Raw genomic sequence first — 18,934 nt, forward strand, 5'->3', positions numbered from 1 at the left:
TTCGACTGGCTGGTCAAAAGGCAGAATGCTATCGCATCTGACCCTTTGACTTTTTATTCAATGTTGCTCTTCGTACTTGAATCCGCCGCATTTTTAGAAAAATAAATGGGGAGTATATTTCAATCAAGCTACTACAGAAACCCTGAGATGTGACTTTACAGTGAACCGAAATCCAGCTTTTCCCCAATTAATCTGCCGCGCAATAATCCGCTAATCTCAACAAGTATTAAAGCGATATAGATTAAAGCGATGTGTTTTAAAGGAACAGCGCTCTGTACAGACTCTTGCATCTGTCGGTGCTGTCGGTTCCGGCTGGTAGCAAAACGATTTTGACCTGTAGATTTTTCTCCAGCGCGCTGAGGCTGGCAATTTGCTCAAGGCTGGCTGCGGCAGTTTCAATCGCTAATAGTATCGGACGCTCCCAATGATGGCAGCGTACCGCGGCGATCTGCGTTAGCAAGCGCTGCTGCGCCTGGACATCAAAATGTGCTGCGTGCAAATGGAATACCGCCATATCGCAAGACGCCATCAAGGCATGATGTTCCAGATGCTGCTGCCGGTCTTGATCCTGATATAAATGAATCAAGGTGGTGTGATAAGCGCAGTAAGTCGTTTCCAACTTGGCTGCCAGACTACCGGCGCAAATTGAATGCAATGCCGCGCCAGCTTTTAGCTCGATCGCATTCCAACCAAGCTCCGCGTCGGACTGCTGAGAAACCAGCAGCACATTTCTGCCGGCATCTGCCCGCTGCTGTGCAAGGGCTTTCGCCAGCGTGGCACTTACGCGCATTGAATGCAGCGAGGGATCAGCTACCATGGTCAAAATCATCTGTGTCCTATCCATGTTGAAAATACAGGTGAAGACCAGTCAACATTCTATCGATTGCAATCACTGCCAGAATCAAACCTAACAAGGTCTGAAAGCCATTAGCAACTAATGCGAATCTACGATAGTTTTGTACATTTTTTAGCGCGATAAGAAGAATGGTCAGCACCAGCATGGCGGCGGCCAACGCAGCCACAATTTGCCGCGCATGCTCTGGCTGTATCGCGCTTAACAACAAGACAGTCATCATTGCGGTCGGGCTAAAAAGCCGTAGCAAAGACCAGCGCTTCTCATCGAACGGATCGGGGGTTTGATTAGCTGCACGATTAGCTTTGTGATTAGCTAAATCATTAATCTGTTGATTGGTACGAGGAGACACTTTCGTCGTCTTAGAAAAAAATACCATACCCAGCGCAGCCAGTAACAAAATCAATCCAGCACTCACTTGCAGGCTCGCCGTATTGGCTACCGATATTGGAATCCAATATCGAAACGATTGCCCGAATAAGGAGAGTAAAAGCAATATCAACAACAAGCCAGTACACGCGACGAGAATCTGGCGATTGCTTGGTGAAGGCGCTAGTCCTGAGCTCACTCCCGTCGTCATTAGCAAATCGGACTGAGACTTTACGATCAACTTAGGCGATATGCTTAACATGGGATTCAGTACCAAAAGTAGCACAATAAAAAATGAGAAGGTAAATGACATAGCGGCGCTAAAAGATCACTTAATCACCAAAAACTTCGCTGTATAAATCTTGTATTTCTTGTGCTGTTTGCTGATCTGCACATTCGCTGATTGCCAGTCCCTCTTGGTAGGCTTGATGCAACACTGCATCAGCGTGTATCGGTCGGGCAAAGAATTCTGCACAGGGAATGTTGGCGACAAATTGTCTGACAGCGTCTAAGCAGGCGAATGTGGGATAGGTGGACCGGTAAGTGATGACAACGAGAATACGAAGACTGGGATTGAGTTCACGTGCGGTGGCGATTCTTGCGGTGAGTTTGTCTTCGCTAAAGCAATTTGAATCTACAGCATCAAGCATACCTACATTAAATTGATCGGAGTCCAAGGCAACGATCACCAAACCTGCAGCGATCAGTGCCGATCTGCTGCCAAGAGAATCACGAGCCTCGGTATCAATTACGATGTCTTGAAAGCGACAACCTAAATTTTCTAACTCTGGCTGCATGCCTTTGCCACTAATAGCACGCGCCATTACGGCAGGACTGATACCACTGGCATTGCGTTCAGCGCACCAACCTATAGAGGATTGTTTGGGGTCGTTATCAAGCAACAAAACTCTGCGCCCGGTCTGGGTACGTAAGGCCGCAAGACTATCCGCCAGCATTGATTTTTCGGTGCCGCCAATCTGGTTTGCAATCGTAATTATCATAGTTTCTTTTCTTATACTGACTCTGTTTTAATCGGTTAGGACTTCCGCAAAATTGTCCCAGTAAGGCGCAGCGACGACGACATTACTTTAGTACGGCTAGGAGCTGTAACGCAGCTGGAGCAGTTTTGCGTAAGTACTATGGTGTTCAATGAACCAGTTCTGCACTTTGTTCTGAAGCCAGCTCAGCAGAACATTTAGGACAAAATGTCGTCTCGGTGATTAACTGCAATTGCAATTCACTCTGTGATATTTTCGGTGAGTTAAAATTTAATACGCTGGGACTAGGTATCGCCATTACTTGCTCCAAGACTTTTGCTAACTGGAGTTTTCCCTTATTGGACATGGGTGTCATCGGTAAGCGCACGCTGTCTTCCATGCCCCACAACATGGATAAAGCAGCTTTGACGGGCGCTGGATTTGGTTCCGAAAATAAGACTTTAATCAATGGTAATAATTGACTAAATAAGGCTAAGGCTTCTCGCGTTTTTGAGTGCCGTATTAAGTACAATAAATGGACAAATAAATCTGGGCGTATGTGTGCGGATGCAGAAATAGCGCCCTGCGCACCCATGGCAAATACATCAAACATCAATGCGTCGTCACCGCATAAAACATTGAGTCCGCTCTGGCTAAGTAGTGCGCTGGTTTGATATAATTGACCGCCGCAATCTTTAATTGCGACAAACTTAGGATTAGCGGCAAGCGCCGCGATCGTTTCCACATCAATATTTACGCCAGTTCTGGAGGGAATGTTATATAAAATAATGGGACGCTCACTCGCCGCGGCCAAGGCTTCAAAATGCAAGCGAATACCTTCTTGCGATGGACGAACATAAGCGGGTGCAGAAATCAGGTAAGCGGCTGGCGCAGTACCAAAACGTTTCAAGCGCTCTACCATCGCATGCGTACCGCTACCACTTAAACCTAATGCGACAGGACAATTGGCAGGAACCGCTTCTTGAATCGCAGCGAGCAATCGTGCTTGTTCTGTATCATCAAGGGTCGCGGCCTCACCGGTAGTGCCACAAACAACCAGACCTTTGACGCCTGCATCAGTCATTTGCAGAGCAAGTTGTTGAGCGGCTCTCAAATCAATTTTTTGTTGTCGGAGTGGCGTGACCAAAGGCACCCAAATACCATCAAAAGTAGTCATGATCAGCTTCTTATATAAGGACAAATGGTTTGACTTCTCAAAATTTGTAACGCTCTTCGCGCTGATGAAACTTAAGCAAACTTGAGCGAACGTAAAATCTAGCGGGCAGGCGTTGGAGAAATTGGGGTGATTTTGCCGAACTCAGCGCTAGGCAAGGCAGTCATCACGGCATGGATAATGGTTTCAACCGCTGGCTTAGCGAGGCACAACCAAACGATCATACGACTCGCATGATCCACAGGCTGCATGCGGATATAAGTCACCATCTTGCCGCAACGATTCAAAATCAAATGTCTTAACTCAGTGGCACAATCGCTATCTACCGTAATACGCATCATAAAATCTGGCGTAACAGCTTGACGTTGAATGCGATAAGAAACTTTGGGAAGCAAAGTGACTGTCGGTGACGCATATTTTTGTCTTGCCAGAGAAGAGTTACTATTGTTATTGACGTCAGATGCTGTTGTGCTCATCGAGGTCAATGCAGAGACCAGAGAAAAACGCGGAGAACTGCTAATAGAAGTAATGCGATTCATGGAGATTTGCACGGGTTGTTGTGGTGATTCCAAGATAGCACCGGCGCAGTAAAGATTCTCTAAAAAGGTCCGCTGAAGATATAAACATTACATAAAAATGATTTATCGGCTTTTTACTCTGCCAACAAAAAAGCCACTTTTTTTCAAAGTGGCTGACTTGGTCTTCAGTTATGCGTTTAACCCAGATTTTCCATTGGAACAGCGACAAGTGGTAGCGGTCTAATGGAAAATCTGGGTTTAATCTATCTGATCAATTTTTTTGTGATTTTTAGATACTCACCAATTTTCAGAGAGTACTTTTTGTAGCCAGAAACTACCGATCACTGTTTTTACATCCGTAATTTTCCCTGTTTTAACCCAATCGAGTAACTCGGGCAAAGTGGCATGAAAAGTTTCTAAAAACTCTTCTTCATCCAACTTCGCTTCACCCGCAATCAGGCCGCGTGCAAGAAAAATATCCAGGTGTTCGTCAGAATAAGCAATCGCATTATGAATGGTGCATAGATAGCGCCAGTCAGTCGCTGTATAGCCTGTCTCTTCGCGTAATTCACGCTGAGCGCATACTAAAGCATCCTCATCAAGATCGATCTTACCGGCTGGGAATTCAATAAAGACTTGATTCAACGGATAACGGAACTGGCGTTCCATTAGTACAGTACCGTCATCAAATACAGGCAAGATAACAACTGCGCCGGGATGTTTGATGTACTCGCGTGTTACATGCTTACCGTCGGGTAAGCTCACCGTATCTTTTTCTACTTTAAGAAAACTACCGGAGTAGGCCAACTCACCGCTGACTTTAGTTTCTGCCAAATGTGGATTTGTCGCTGCATCCAAAGTCAATTTATCCATATTGTTTTCTCAAATAACGATAAACAAATCCAGGAAAAGCGAGAACCAAGAATAAACATGCCGTGATTGAGTAGAACTCCCACGTTTGTGTAAATCGATTACCCGCTTGAGCTTCTAATAAACCAGCTAAGCTACCGACCACAAAGTAGAGAACAATCAGTTCTAGCAAACGACACCAGAGAGGTTTAACAAGCCAGGTTTTCACAGAGATAAAAGAAAACAAACGCTCATTAAAAAAAGGCGAATTGGCGGCGATTATGGATAAAATAATCACCAGCCAACTAGAAGCGGATACATCCACTTTAGATTCCTACCAAGTACATCAGGAGGCCAGTGTCTTGATGATCGCGTTACTGCATGCTGCCATCAATGCCCCAGGCATCAAACCCATGGCTAATACCACGATACCATTAATACTTAAGACAATACGCATATCGGTGCTTGCGATGATAGGACTATTATCTGCAGGCAGATCAAAGTACATCAATTTGACAATGCGTATGTAGTAGAAGGCACCAATCAGGGAGAACAAGACAGCTGCAACAGCCAACCATACGTGCCCTGTAGCCAGAACAGCTTTAAGTACGGACAACTTAGCGTAGAAACCCATCATTGGAGGAATACCTGCCAAGGAGAACATCAACAGTAACATCACTAAAGCAAACCAAGGACTACGTTTATTCAACCCCTTTAAATCATCGAGATTTTCAGCTTCAAAACCCGAGCGCGACAGCAGCATGATGACGCCGAATGTACCTAAAGTAGTTAATACATAGGTAATGCTATAAAACATCGAAGCACTGTAGGCTTCAGCCGCAAAACTCGTATTGCCATCGACTACACCTGACAACAGACCAAGCAACATAAAACCCATTTGTGAAATAGTCGAGTAAGCAAGCATACGCTTTAGATTAGTCTGTGCAATCGCAGTGATATTACCGATCGCCATCGACATCACTGCCAATACGATCAACATTTGCTGCCAATCCACCGCCATTGGGAACAGACCTTCAACCAACAAACGGAAACATATTGCAAACGCAGCCAACTTAGGTGCACCGCCCAGCAATAAAGTTACAACCGTTGGGGAGCCTTGATATACGTCGGGCACCCACATATGGAAAGGAACCGCACCCAATTTGAAGGCCAAACCAGCAACCAGAAAGACAATACCAAATACCAAAATTAATTTGTTTGCCGCTGGTGAAGCAGAAGCTTTAGCAACTTCGGCCAAATCCAAAGAACCTGTAGCCCCATACAACATAGAAATACCATACAAAAGGAAGCCAGAAGCTAATGCGCCCAGAATGAAGTATTTCATCGCGGCTTCAGTAGAAATTGTATGATCGCGACGCAAAGCAACTAGGGCATACAAAGACAAAGACATGAGTTCTAGACCGAGGTAAATCACCAGAAAATTATTCCCAGAGATCATTACCATTTGTCCCAATAAAGAGAACAAGGCCAGTACATAAAACTCACCGCCCAATTTTCCGTTTGTCATGCCACGATCAGAAGCATATTGACGTCCGTAAATTAGAGTCAAACCAACTGCGATGTATGAAAATATTTTAAGAAGATTCGACATCGGATCCGATACGAACATCTTATTACTAAAATAAATTGAGCCGTCACCACTAGGGTTGATCAAAGTCAAAACGCCGCATATGACCAAACTCAATATGCTCAACACATATGTCACATTGCGCTTATCGTCTGCAAGAAACATGTCAATCAGCAAAATAACGCAGATTGCTGAGAGCAAGAAAATTTCAGGATAAAGTGGTATCAGGTTCATATAGTTTCGTTTGTACTAGGTACTAGCATTGATCTGGATCTAAGCAGGCTGCAAAAACGTTAGCCTGCTTTCAGTCTTTTAATTTATATTGAATGCTCAATCAAGGCGCTATTTTTGATGTTGCGACATGCTTCAATAAATCAGCCACAGAAACCTGCATTGCATCTGTAAAAGGTGCTGGATACAAACCCATCCAGATCACAGCAATCGCTAAAATACCGAGCATAAAAAATTCACGTTTATTGATGTCAGCTAATTTGGCAACATGTTCGTGGACAATCGCTCCGAATACGACTCGCTTCACCATCCAAAGTGAATAGGCAGCGCCAAAAATCAATGCTGTCGCTGCTAACATTCCAATCCAGAAATTAAATTGAACAGCTCCCAAAATCACCATGAATTCGCCAACAAAACCAGAGGTTGCTGGCAAGCCGCAGTTTGCCATGGAAAATAAAACGAATAGTGCAGCAAACTTTGGCATAGTATTTACTACACCGCCGTAATCAACAATTTGACGTGAATGCACTCGGTCATACAAGACACCGATGCATAAGAACATCGCTGCAGAAATAAATCCGTGAGAGATCATTTGAACAATGCCACCTTGTACTGACATGTTATTAAACATGAAGAAACCAAGAGTGACGAAACCCATGTGAGCAATCGATGAATAAGCTACCAATTTTTTCATGTCTGCTTGCACTAATGCCACCAGACCAATGTAGATCACAGCAATCAGAGACAAGGCAATCATAAAGCCAGACAAGTAATGACTAGCATCTGGCGCGATAGGTAAGGAAAAACGCAAGAATCCATAAGCGCCAAGCTTCAACATAATCGCAGCCAACACAACTGAACCACCGGTAGGTGCTTCCACGTGAGCATCCGGCAACCAGGTGTGTACTGGCCACATTGGCACTTTGACCGCAAATGCCATCAAGAAAGCTAGGAAAATCATGATTTGAGTTGACAATGGCAAAGGCAATTGATGCCAAGCCATGATATCGAATGTATTACCTGCTTTGAAGTACAGATAGATAATCGCAACCAAGGTTAGTAAAGACCCCATCAAGGTGTACAGAAAAAACTTGAAGGCTGCATATACACGATTCGGCCCACCCCAAACACCAACAATAATAAACATTGGTATCAAAGTCGCTTCAAAAAACACATAGAACAACAAACCATCAGTAGCGCAAAACACACCTATCATTAAGCCGGAGAGTATCAAAAATGCGCCCATATATTGGGCAACTTGCTTTTCTACTACTTCCCACGCGGCTATCACAACAATCACCGTAACAAATGCTGTCAAGGGTACTAGCCAGAGTGAAATACCATCGATACCCAGGGCATAAAATACGTTAAACCGCTCTATCCACGCACTTTTTTCAATAAATTGCATTCCATGCGCAGTGTTATCGAAGCGTTGAATTAAAGGAAATGTAACCAACAAACTGGCTAGTGAACCTACCAGCGAAATACCACGGGTCAAGCCAGGATTTGTATCACTACCAAAGGCGAGGACAAATAATCCAAAAGCGATTGGACACCAGATTGCCAGGCTTAATAAGTAAGAAGTTGACTGCATCATGAGTTCTTTTTATATGAATTGCTTATTTAGCGAGAGGAAACATGAACGGAAACATGAAGTAGGTCAAGAAACCTAACACTCCAAGTATCATTACAAACGCATAGTGGTACAAATAGCCAGTTTGGAACAAGCGGACGCCTCTAGACAGCCAGCCAACAAATTTAGCACTACCGTTTACGATCAGACCATCAATCAGGCCTTTATCACCAACGTTCCACAGGCCGTTTCCAAGCATACGTGCGCCGCCAGCAAAAACGATTTCGTTGAATCTGTCCATGTAGTATTTATTATCGAGCAAGGTATAGATAGCATGCGCATGTTTCTTGATCGCCGTTGGAATTTCAGGCTTAAGCATATAAAAAACATAGGACGTAACAACACCTGCTAAGGCCAACCAAAATGGCAATGATGTCAGAGCATGAATAGCCATTGCTAGAGGACCATGAAATTCCTGGGTAAGCTCCTCCATTGAATGGTGCGCTTCATCTACGAAAATAACGCCCTTGAAAAAATTACCGAACAACATTGGCTCTATCGCAAAGAAACCAATCACTACCGAGGGAATTGCGAGTAACACTAATGGCAGCCAAACTACCATCGGCGATTCGTGTGGCTTTTGCCCGGGAGCCAAGCCGTGATGATGTTCGTCGTGATCATCGTGTGCGTCGGCATGATGGTCGTCGTGCGCATCCTGATGACCATGCGCATGTCCAAAATTCTCTTTCCCGTGGAATACCAAGAAGTACATACGGAAGGAATAAAATGCAGTAACAAATACGCCAGCCAGAACAGCAAATTGTGCGAAACCTGAACCAACGATATGGCTCGCTTGCACCGCATCAATAATGCTATCTTTTGAATAAAAACCTGAAAAGAATGGAGTACCAATTAAAGCTAAAGAACCTAACAAAGATGTAATCCATGTAATCGGCATGTATTTACGCAAACCGCCCATGTTCCGAATATCTTGGTCATGATGCATACCGATAATCACGGAACCAGCAGCAAGGAATAACAAGGCTTTAAAGAACGCATGTGTCATTAAATGGAATACAGCAACCGAATACGCAGACGCACCCAAGGCCACGGTCATATAACCTAATTGCGACAAGGTTGAGTAAGCAACTACACGTTTAATATCATTTTGTATGATGCCTAAGAATCCCATGAACAAAGCAGTAATAGAACCTATCACCAGAATGAAAGACAATGCAGTGTCTGACAGTTCAAACAGAGGCGACATGCGCGCTACCATGAAGATACCTGCAGTAACCATCGTCGCCGCGTGAATCAACGCAGAAATCGGTGTCGGGCCTTCCATTGAATCCGGCAGCCATACATGTAAAGGAAATTGTGCCGACTTGCCCATTGCACCAATGAACAAACAAATACAAGCAACCGTTATCAACATCCAGTTAGTGCCCGGTAATAAGAATTTAGCCAACTCTTCTTTTTTAGCGAAAACTTCTGCGTAGTTCATAGAACCAGCGTAAGCCAACAGCAAACCAATGCCTAAAATGAAGCCAAAGTCACCTACACGATTGACTAAGAAAGCTTTCATATTTGCGTAGATAGCAGTTGGTTTTGTATACCAAAAGCCAATCAAAAGATAAGATACCAAGCCTACTGCTTCCCAACCGAAAAAGAGTTGTAGGAAGTTATTGCTCATTACGAGCATTAGCATCGAAAACGTGAATAATGATATGTAGGAAAAGAATCGGTTATAACCTTCATCGTCCTTCATATATCCAATGGTATAAACGTGCACCATCAACGACACAAAAGTCACAACACACATCATCATAGCGGTCAGACTATCCACTAGAAAACCGACTTCGAGTTTAAGTCCTGCTACTTGCATCCACTGGTAGAGAGTTCCATTGTAAGTAGCGCCATCAATCACCGATGACAGCGTCATACAAGAGATAATGAAAGCTATCAATACTCCTAAAATAGTAACCGTGTGAGAAACCTTACGACCAACTAAGTTACCAAAAAATTTAGTGCCTAACAAACCTGCAATAGCAGAACCCGCCAAAGGCGCTAGAGGTACTGCTAGTAGTAAATGTGGGTTAAGTTGCCCCGCCATAATGACCCTTTGTGAGCTTATTGCTTTTTTAAACTGCCAGTGAATTTCATAATTTGCACTTATCTTAGAACATACAAATTAATAGAATTTACTTACCCCTTAAGTGCATCTAAATCTTCTACGTTGATGGTATCCAAATTACGGAACATTACTACCAGAATCGCCAGGCCAATTGCAGATTCAGCCGCAGCCACAGTCAAGATAAAGAATACAAAAATCTGTCCAGCCGCATCATCCAAATAATGTGAGAAAGCGATGAAATTCATGTTTACAGCTAAGAGCATTAGCTCAATTGCCATCAGCAAAACTATAATATTTTTGCGATTAAGAAAAATACCTACAATAGATATTGCAAACAGAATTGCTCCCAATATCAGGTAGTGCGTCAATGTCAAAGTCATTTCGCCTCCGTTTTCTCTGTAGCAATGGCGGCATTAAAACCATTACCTGCTCTATCCCTCGCACGCTCAGAATCAGCAACCATATTGACGATACGGATTCGGTCTTTACTTTTAACCTTGACGGCTTTGGATGGATCAAAATATTTACTGTCTTTACGACGACGCAAAGTTAATGCTACGGCTGCGACAATGGCTACTAATAATATTGCCGCTGCTACTTCAAAAGCAAAAGCGTACTCTGTAAAGATCGCTATGCCTAGCGCTTTGGTATTTCCTATATTCTCAGCAGATGCTGGAATGCGATTATCCGGCCGCAAAAATCCACGCCATAACACCGCTGACATTTCTAATACAATCAATACACCAACACTGGCGGCTAAAGGAAAATGACTCCAAAATCCCTGGCGTAGCTTATCCATATTAATGTCAAGCATCATGACAACGAATAAAAACAGTACCATGACAGCACCAACATAAACCAATACTAAAACAATAGCTAAAAACTCTGCTTTCAGAAGTAACCAAATACCAGCAGCAGTAAAAAAGGCAAGTACTAAAAACAATGCTGCATGTACAGGACTACGTGCGGTAATCACTTGAACTGCGGCAAAAACCAATATCGCCGCAAATACATAAAATAAAATGGTTGTAAATTCCATATTGAGCTAAATCCTGGTTATCCCTGATTAACGATAAGCTGCATCAACACTACGTGCTGCTGCAATTTCAGTTTCGTAGCGATCACCTACGGCCAATAGCATTTCTTTAGTGAAGTACAAATCACCGCGTTTTTCGCCGTGATATTCAAGTACATGCGTTTCAACAATCGAATCAACTGGACAAGACTCTTCGCAAAAACCACAAAAGATACATTTAGTCAGATCAATATCGTAACGAGTTGTCCTACGCGTACCATCTTCACGTAAATCTGACTCAATCGTAATTGCCATTGCAGGACAAACCGCCTCACATAATTTACAAGCAATACAACGTTCCTCACCATTTGGATACCGACGCAATGCATGTAAACCGCGAAAGCGTGGAGACTGAGGTGTTTTTTCTTCAGGAAACTGTACGGTAATCTTGCGGGCAAACATATAGCGTCCCGTGAGAGCTAAACCCTTAATCAATTCGCGCAACATCAAGCTGCCGAAAAAGTCTTTAATTGCTTCCATTTTTTTGAGCCTCTTACTTCCAAATATTCCAGGATGTTTGCATCCATGCAGCCACGATAACTAGGTAGACTAAAGTCAATGGAATAAACACTTTCCAACCTAAACGCATGATTTGATCATAGCGGTAGCGTGGGAAAGAAGCGCGCGCCCATATAAACATCGATACGACAACAAACGTTTTCAAACCTAGCCATATCCAGCCTGGTAACCAGGTTAAAGGTGCGATTTCAAGTGGGGAGGACCATCCCCCCAGAAACATAAGGGATGCCATTGCAGAAATTAAAATCATATTGGCGTATTCTGCCAAGAAGAACATCGCAAAAGACATACCTGAATATTCAACCATGTGACCAGCAACGATTTCAGACTCCCCTTCAACTACGTCGAAAGGATGTCGATTAGTTTCTGCAATACCCGAGATAACATACACGACGAATACTGGCAACAAAGGTAACCAATTCCATGAAAAGATATTCAGTCCGTAACTTGCAGCAAAACCATGTGTTTGACTATTTACAATGTCAGTTAAATTCAGACTGCCAGATACCATCAGTACAATAACTAACACAAAACCCATTGCAATTTCATAAGAAACCATCTGCGCAGAGGCACGCATAGCGCCCAAGAAAGCATATTTGGAATTAGATGCCCAGCCTGCAATGATAATTCCGTAAACTTCCATTGATGTAATCGCCATAACCAAAAGCAAACCGGCGTTTACATTCGCCAACACAGTTTCTGGTCCGAATGGAATGACAGACCATGCAGCGAGTGCCGGCATAATTGTCATAATTGGCGCCAAAATGAACAGTACTTTATTCGCTTTAGCGGGAACAATAATTTCTTTTAAAAGCAATTTGAGGGCATCTGCAATTGGCTGTAATAAACCAGCCGGGCCAACTCGGTTAGGGCCAAGGCGAATGTGCATCCAGCCTATCATCTTACGTTCCCATAGGGTCAAGTAAGCAACGCACCCCATTACTGGCAAAGTAATGCACACAATTTTAACTAAGGTCCAAACCAGTGGCCAAAGAGCACCTAAATATTGTTGGCCATAGCCTTCTATGGTGAGCAGCAAACTCATTACGCACGCTCCACTGTAATAGGACCAAACATCGGCCCTAAAGACTTAGTAGCTATATGACCTGCAGCAATTCGCACGACGTTATCAGGCAAATTTTTACCCAACATAGCTGGCAAGGTAGCCGAACCTTGGCCTTGTGACACTTTGACGTAATCGCCTTCTTTTAAACTTAACTGAGCAAATTGTGCTGCACTCAAAAATACTTCTGGTGCTTTTGCATCCACAGTTTTTTGCAAAGATTCTGATCTTCTTACTATCGCATCAGTACTGTAAATTGCCACATCCGAGACTCGCTCCAAACCAGCAGATACTGATGACGAGAATACCGGAACTTGCGCGCTGATGTTGTTCAACCGACTAGATAATGCGGTTAAATTTTCACCCAACACAGAATCACGAACAGATTCTGAAGTTTCAAATTCGAAATTTGGCAAGTCTAATAGATTACCTAACACGCGCAACACTTTCCAAGCTGGACGGGTATCACTTAGCGGTTTGACAACGCCATGAAAACTTTGAGGACGTCCCTCACAATTAACGAATGTACCGGCGGTTTCTGTAAATGGGGAAACAGGTAGTAAGACGTCAGCATAATCAAGTCCATGCTTATAAGCCGATAAAGAAACAACCATTTCTGCTTGATCTAGGGCGAACTTTGCCTGTTGAGGATTAGCGCAATCAAGCTCAGGCTCAGCATGTAATAAAATATAAGCTTTTTTAGGTTTCGCAAATAGAGATTGAGCGTTGGTAGCAATGTTTGGTATTGCTCCAGCCAAATATCCACCGACCGTATTTGCTGCCTCCGTTAAATAACCAAAACCAGCATTAACATTTTGCGCTATCCATTGTGCCAAAACATGTAATTGACAAGCCTCAGGATGCTGGGCGGCCGCATTACCCAAAAACACTCCAGAGTTATTTTTCAACAGACTCTCTGCAATTGCTACTGCTACTGCAGATGCTTGTACATGTTCAAAACCGGAAGGTTTAGGAATCTCTTTTTTAGTCGCAATTACAACCGCTACTTCTGCTAAAAAATTCAACCAAGCTGATGGCGCAATAACAGCATTATTTGCCAAACTGATTAGTAACTCATCATCCGTTGCATGTAATACATTTAACTTTGCACCCATTTTTACCGCTTGGCGCAAACGTGCGGCTAACAATGGATGATCCTTACGCAGAAAAGAACCGATTACAAAAATATTTTTCAATTGAGAGAAGTCAACAATGGACATACCCAACCATGGTTTAACCTTGTCATCAATAGAAAAATCTGACTGACGTAAGCGGAAGTCGACATTATCTGAACCAAGGCCGCGAACTAAACGCTGTAACAACGTCAATTCTTCTAAAGTTGAATTAGCAGTAGCTGCTGCTGCAATCGCTGCAGCACCATGCTCATGCTTGATATTCCGTAATCCATGTGCGACATACTCTAACGCAGTCTGCCAATCGGTTTCTTGCCACTGACCACCTTGTTTAATCATAGGTTTAGTCAAGCGCTCCGTGCTATTTAAACCTTCATAGGCAAAGCGATCTTTATCAGAAATCCAGCATTCGTTGACTGCTTCATTTTCCAGCGGAACAACCCGCATCACTTTGTTATTCTTTACCTGAATAATCAAGTTGGAGCCTAAACCATCATGTGCGCTAATCGATTTACGGCGAGACAGCTCCCAAGTTCGGGCAGAGTAGCGAAACGGTTTAGATGTTAACGCTCCTACCGGGCACAGATCAATCATGTTTCCGGACAATTCGGAGTCCACCGTCTTACCAACAAACGAAGTAATCTCTGCATGCTCACCACGACCAAGCATTCCTAGTTCCATTACGCCAGCGATTTCCTGACCAAAACGAACACAACGGGTACAGTGAATACAGCGGCTCATTTCTTCCATAGAAATAAGCGGACCGACATTTTTATGAAAAACCACACGTTTTTCTTCGTCGTAGCGTGAACTACCTGCGCCATAACCTACAGCTAAATCTTGAAGTTGACACTCGCCGCCTTGGTCACAAATTGGACAATCAAGTGGATGATTAATCAGGAGAAATTCCATTACTCCCTTTTGTGCCTTAATCGCTTTATCGCTATTGGAACGCACAATCATGCCAGCGGTCACCGGCGTAGCACAAGCTGGTAAAGGCTTAGGGGCTTTTTCTACTTCAACCAGACACATGCGGCAATTAGCCGCAATAGACAATTTTTTGTGATAGCAAAAGTGAGGAATGTAGGTGCCAAGTTTATTTGCAGCATCCATTACCATGCTGCCTTCTTGCACTTCGACTTTTTTGCCGTCTATTTCGATTTCAACCATGGTTTACTCTGAAGTACTCTATCTGAGCTGGCTTAAATGTAAGCAGGAACCAAGCAATGTTTATGCTCGATGTGATATTCAAATTCTTCGCGGAAATTCTTAATGAATGCGCGGACTGGCATCGCTGCAGCATCACCCAACGCGCAAATTGTTCGGCCTTGAATGTTGTCAGCGATCGAGTTCAGCATATCCAGATCATCTAGCCTGCCCTGCCCGTTCTCGATACGATGAACCATACGATACATCCAACCTGTACCCTCGCGACAAGGAGTACATTGACCACAGGATTCTTCAAAATAGAAATAGGACAAACGTAATAAAGATTTAACCATGCAACGGGTTTCGTCCATCACAATCACGGCACCAGAACCCAACATTGAACCCGCCTTGGCAATTGAATCATAATCCAAGTCGGTAGACATCATTACGTCACCTGTAATTACTGGAGCTGATGATCCGCCAGGGATCACGGCCTTAATTTTCTTACCACCACGCATACCGCCAGCGAGTTCTAACAAGGTAGCGAATGGCGTACCCAATGGAATTTCGTAATTACCGGGCCTTTCCACGTCGCCAGAAATTGAAAAAATCTTAGTACCGCCATTATTTGGCTTGCCTAAAGCTGCATATTTCTCACCGCCCATTGAGAAAACAAACGGAACCGCGGCAAAAGTCTCCGTGTTGTTAATCGTAGTTGGCTTGCCATACAAACCAAAGCTGGCGGGGAATGGTGGCTTAAAACGTGGTTGTCCCTTTTTGCCCTCCAAAGACTCTAGCAAGGCCGTTTCTTCACCACATATATATGCGCCATAACCATGGAAAGCATGTAACTGGAAAGAGAACTCAGATCCATGAATTTTATCGCCCAGCATTCCTGCCGCACGAGCCTCTTCGAGAGCCTCTTCAAAGCGATCATAATCAGCAAAAATTTCACCATGGATATAGTTATAGCCGACAGTGATACCCATAGCATAGGCACCAATCGCCATACCCTCTATTAAAGAGTGCGGGTTATAACGAATTATGTCCCGATCTTTAAATGTACCTGGCTCACCCTCATCTGTATTGCAAACCAAATACTTTTGCCCAGGATATTGACGTGGCATAAAGCTCCACTTCAAGCCAGTAGGAAAACCGGCACCGCCGCGACCACGCAACGATGATGCTTTTAGCTCAGCAATTACTTGCTCTGGTGGGATTTTCTCATCAAGAATACGCTTTAAAGATTGGTAGCCACCACGTGCCACATAATCTTGTAGATGCCAATTTTTGCCGTCTAAACCCGCAAGAATCAAAGGATTAATATGACGATTATGCAGACTCGTCATTATTTACCCGCCTCTGTGAGTTCGGAAACCAGCGAGTCAATTTTTTCATTCGTCATAAAGCTGCACATGCGTTTGTTATTTACCAGCATGACTGGCGCATCCCCACAAGCTCCCATGCACTCACCCTCAACTAAAGTAAATAAGCCATCTGCACTAGACTCTTTATAGCCCAATCCAAGCTTAGCTTTTAAATGATTCGCAGCTCGTTCGCCACCAGACAGAGCGCAGGGCAAATTAGTACAAACTGAAATCTTGAATTTACCAACTGGCTTCGTGTTGTACATGTTATAAAACGTAGCAACCTCCTGAACAGCAACAGCAGGCATACCGATGTAGTCGGCTAAAGTCTGCATCACTGCAGGGGAAACCCAGCCAGTCTCGTCCTGCGCAATAGCCAATGCAGCCATAACAGCAGATTGACGCTGATCGGCAGGGAACTTTGCAAGTTCACGATCAATTTTTTTAAATGCCTGCTCTGATAACACCATAGCTTTTGCCTCTATTGTTGACACGCCGTGATTAAATAATCTAGCGGTCAATTTCACCAAACACAATATCTTGCGTACCGATAATCGTCACCGCATCAGCAATCATATGACCTTTTGCCATCTCATCCAAACCCTGCAAATGCGCAAATCCGGGTGCACGAATTTTTAGACGATAAGGCTTATTAGCACCATCAGACATCAGATAAATACCAAACTCACCCTTTGGATGCTCAACTGCAGCATAAGCCTCACCAGCAGGAACATGAAAACCTTCAGTAAATAATTTGAAGTGATGGATCAATTCTTCCATGTTGGACTTCATATTCACACGTGAAGGAGGCGCAACTTTATGATTTGCACTAATCACGGGGCCGGAATTATTGCGCAGCCATTCAACGCATTGCTTGATAATGCGGTTTGATTGGCGCATTTCCTCAACGCGAACGAGGTAGCGATCATAACTATCCCCGTTAACACCGACAGGAATATCAAAATCTAACAAGTCGTAAACTTCATAGGGCTGTTTTTTACGGAGATCCCACTCAATACCAGAGCCACGCAACATTGGGCCAGTAAAGCCCATCGCCTTAGCACGCTCAGGAGAAACAACTCCAATCCCTACCAACCGCTGCTTCCAAATTCGATTATCAGTCAACAAGGTTTCGTATTCATCAACATAGGTTGGGAAGCGATTAGTAAAATCTTCAATAAAATCGAGCAAAGATCCTTGACGATTTTCATTCAATGCACGCATCGCCTTGTCATTCTTCAGCTGTGAAGTAGTGAACTTTGGCATCTGCTCAGGTAAATCGCGATACACGCCACCAGGACGATAGTACGCAGCATGCAAACGAGCGCCTGAGACAGCCTCGTAGCAGTCCATCAAATCTTCGCGCTCACGGAAAGCGTACAGAAATACGGCCATCGCACCAACGTCAAGCGCATGCGCACCTATCCACAATAAGTGATTTAGAAGACGAGTAATTTCGTCAAACATTACGCGAATATATTGGGCTCTTAATGGCACTTCCAAACCAAGCATTTTTTCTATCGCCATCACATATGCATGCTCGTTGGCCATCATCGACACATAATCGAGTCGATCCATATATGGCACAGATTGCAAATAGGTTTTTTGCTCTGCCAACTTCTCAGTACCGCGATGCAACAATCCAATATGAGGGTCAGCTCGCTGAATTACCTCACCATCCAACTCAAGCACAAGACGTAACACACCATGCGCAGCAGGATGTTGCGGACCAAAATTTAATGTGTAATTTTTAATTTCAGCCATTATTTGATCCCATAGTGTTCTTCACGAATAATGCGCGGTATGTTCTCACGCGGATCTATCGTTACTGGCTGATAAACAACTCGCTTTTGCTCAGGGTCATAGCGCATTTCCACATAACCCGAGACTGGGAAATCTTTACGGAAAGGATGACCGATGAAACCATAGTCAGTAAGAATCCGACGCAAATCATTGTGACCATCAAACAAAATACCAAAAAAGTCGAATGCTTCTCGCTCGTACCAATTAGCCGCATTCCACACATCTATCAGGGAAGGCACGACTGGCATCTCGTCATCTGCAGCAAATACTCTGACTCTCAAACGCCAGTTATGATGAACTGACAGCAAGTGCGAAACAACCGCAAAACGAGCACCGTCCCAAGCACCATCGCCGTATGTAGAGTAATCGACACCGCACAAATCAATCAACTCTTCGAACTGAGTAGACGCGTGATCGCGCAAATCCCTCATAACCTGCAAATACGCTGTCGGCGCTACGACTATCGTCAACTCCCCCAAAGCAAGGGTAGATCGCAACAATCTGTCGCCCAACACATCTTTTACAGCAGTATCGAGGATTTCTAATTTTGTAGTCATAG

At 43.9% G+C, this 18,934-nt stretch carries 19 protein-coding genes; all 19 read right to left on the reverse strand.

The genetic code is table 11. The features are described 5' to 3' along the window. Nucleotides 1-256: 256 nt before the first annotated feature. Complete coding sequence (locus AAKU64_RS11550) at nt 257-829, reverse strand: hypothetical protein (RefSeq protein WP_354331585.1); 573 nt, start codon at nt 827-829, stop codon at nt 257-259. A gap of 7 nt (nt 830-836) precedes the next feature. Then, entirely contained in the window at nt 837-1,484 is a 648-nt protein-coding gene (locus tag AAKU64_RS11555) for a hypothetical protein (RefSeq protein WP_354331583.1), read from the reverse strand. A gap of 70 nt (nt 1,485-1,554) precedes the next feature. Then, a complete protein-coding gene (locus tag AAKU64_RS11560; RefSeq protein ID WP_354362157.1) occupies nt 1,555-2,223 on the reverse strand; it encodes a nucleotide-binding protein in 669 nt (222 codons plus the stop codon). A gap of 145 nt (nt 2,224-2,368) precedes the next feature. Further along, nucleotides 2,369-3,376, reverse strand: a complete 1,008-nt coding sequence (gene dapA / locus AAKU64_RS11565; protein ID WP_354331579.1) for a 4-hydroxy-tetrahydrodipicolinate synthase — start codon at nt 3,374-3,376, stop codon at nt 2,369-2,371. Between the two features lie 98 nt (nt 3,377-3,474). Next, the gene (locus AAKU64_RS11570; RefSeq protein WP_354331577.1) at nt 3,475-3,912 is read right to left on the reverse strand and encodes a hypothetical protein; all 438 of its coding nucleotides are present in this window, start codon (nt 3,910-3,912) and stop codon (nt 3,475-3,477) included. Nucleotides 3,913-4,188: 276 nt separating this feature from the next. Then, the gene (locus AAKU64_RS11575; RefSeq protein WP_354331575.1) at nt 4,189-4,764 is read right to left on the reverse strand and encodes an NUDIX domain-containing protein; all 576 of its coding nucleotides are present in this window, start codon (nt 4,762-4,764) and stop codon (nt 4,189-4,191) included. Beyond that, nucleotides 4,757-5,065 (reverse strand): DUF2818 family protein, encoded by a 309-nt coding sequence (locus AAKU64_RS11580; RefSeq protein ID WP_354331573.1) that lies wholly within the window; start codon nt 5,063-5,065, stop codon nt 4,757-4,759. Before AAKU64_RS11580 ends, AAKU64_RS11575 begins: the two co-directional genes overlap by 8 nt. Before the next feature lie 21 nt (nt 5,066-5,086). Next, the gene (gene nuoN, locus AAKU64_RS11585) at nt 5,087-6,562 is read right to left on the reverse strand and encodes an NADH-quinone oxidoreductase subunit NuoN (RefSeq protein WP_354331571.1); all 1,476 of its coding nucleotides are present in this window, start codon (nt 6,560-6,562) and stop codon (nt 5,087-5,089) included. 100 nt (nt 6,563-6,662) lie between these two features. Beyond that, nucleotides 6,663-8,156 carry an NADH-quinone oxidoreductase subunit M gene (locus tag AAKU64_RS11590; RefSeq protein WP_354362158.1) on the reverse strand — a complete coding sequence of 498 codons (1,494 nt, stop codon included), beginning with the start codon at nt 8,154-8,156 and terminating at the stop codon, nt 6,663-6,665. A gap of 22 nt (nt 8,157-8,178) precedes the next feature. Next, complete coding sequence (nuoL, locus tag AAKU64_RS11595; protein ID WP_354331567.1) at nt 8,179-10,245, reverse strand: NADH-quinone oxidoreductase subunit L; 2,067 nt, start codon at nt 10,243-10,245, stop codon at nt 8,179-8,181. Between the two features lie 92 nt (nt 10,246-10,337). Continuing rightward, a complete protein-coding gene (gene nuoK / locus AAKU64_RS11600) occupies nt 10,338-10,646 on the reverse strand; it encodes an NADH-quinone oxidoreductase subunit NuoK (protein ID WP_354331565.1) in 309 nt (102 codons plus the stop codon). Then, nucleotides 10,643-11,305, reverse strand: a complete 663-nt coding sequence (locus tag AAKU64_RS11605) for an NADH-quinone oxidoreductase subunit J (RefSeq protein ID WP_354331563.1) — start codon at nt 11,303-11,305, stop codon at nt 10,643-10,645. The genes nuoK and AAKU64_RS11605 overlap by 4 nt, the downstream gene beginning before the upstream one ends. A gap of 27 nt (nt 11,306-11,332) precedes the next feature. Beyond that, nucleotides 11,333-11,821 carry an NADH-quinone oxidoreductase subunit NuoI gene (nuoI, locus tag AAKU64_RS11610; protein ID WP_322119441.1) on the reverse strand — a complete coding sequence of 163 codons (489 nt, stop codon included), beginning with the start codon at nt 11,819-11,821 and terminating at the stop codon, nt 11,333-11,335. Between the two features lie 13 nt (nt 11,822-11,834). Continuing rightward, nucleotides 11,835-12,905, reverse strand: a complete 1,071-nt coding sequence (nuoH, locus tag AAKU64_RS11615; protein WP_354331561.1) for an NADH-quinone oxidoreductase subunit NuoH — start codon at nt 12,903-12,905, stop codon at nt 11,835-11,837. After that, entirely contained in the window at nt 12,905-15,226 is a 2,322-nt protein-coding gene (nuoG, locus tag AAKU64_RS11620) for an NADH-quinone oxidoreductase subunit NuoG (protein WP_354331559.1), read from the reverse strand. The genes nuoH and nuoG overlap by 1 nt, the downstream gene beginning before the upstream one ends. A gap of 32 nt (nt 15,227-15,258) precedes the next feature. After that, on the reverse strand, nt 15,259-16,554 hold the full coding sequence (nuoF, locus tag AAKU64_RS11625; RefSeq protein ID WP_354331557.1) for an NADH-quinone oxidoreductase subunit NuoF: 1,296 nt from the start codon (nt 16,552-16,554) through the stop codon (nt 15,259-15,261). Beyond that, nucleotides 16,554-17,042, reverse strand: coding sequence for an NADH-quinone oxidoreductase subunit NuoE (nuoE, locus tag AAKU64_RS11630; RefSeq protein ID WP_354331606.1), 489 nt, complete (start codon nt 17,040-17,042; stop codon nt 16,554-16,556). Before nuoE ends, nuoF begins: the two co-directional genes overlap by 1 nt. A gap of 40 nt (nt 17,043-17,082) precedes the next feature. Beyond that, nucleotides 17,083-18,336 (reverse strand): NADH-quinone oxidoreductase subunit D, encoded by a 1,254-nt coding sequence (locus AAKU64_RS11635; RefSeq protein ID WP_322119445.1) that lies wholly within the window; start codon nt 18,334-18,336, stop codon nt 17,083-17,085. Then, nucleotides 18,336-18,932 carry an NADH-quinone oxidoreductase subunit C gene (locus AAKU64_RS11640; protein WP_354331555.1) on the reverse strand — a complete coding sequence of 199 codons (597 nt, stop codon included), beginning with the start codon at nt 18,930-18,932 and terminating at the stop codon, nt 18,336-18,338. Before AAKU64_RS11640 ends, AAKU64_RS11635 begins: the two co-directional genes overlap by 1 nt. Nucleotides 18,933-18,934: the final 2 nt, after the last annotated feature.

The organism is Undibacterium sp. GrIS 1.8, from assembly GCF_040544445.1.
GTDB lineage: Bacteria > Pseudomonadota > Gammaproteobacteria > Burkholderiales > Burkholderiaceae_D > Undibacterium.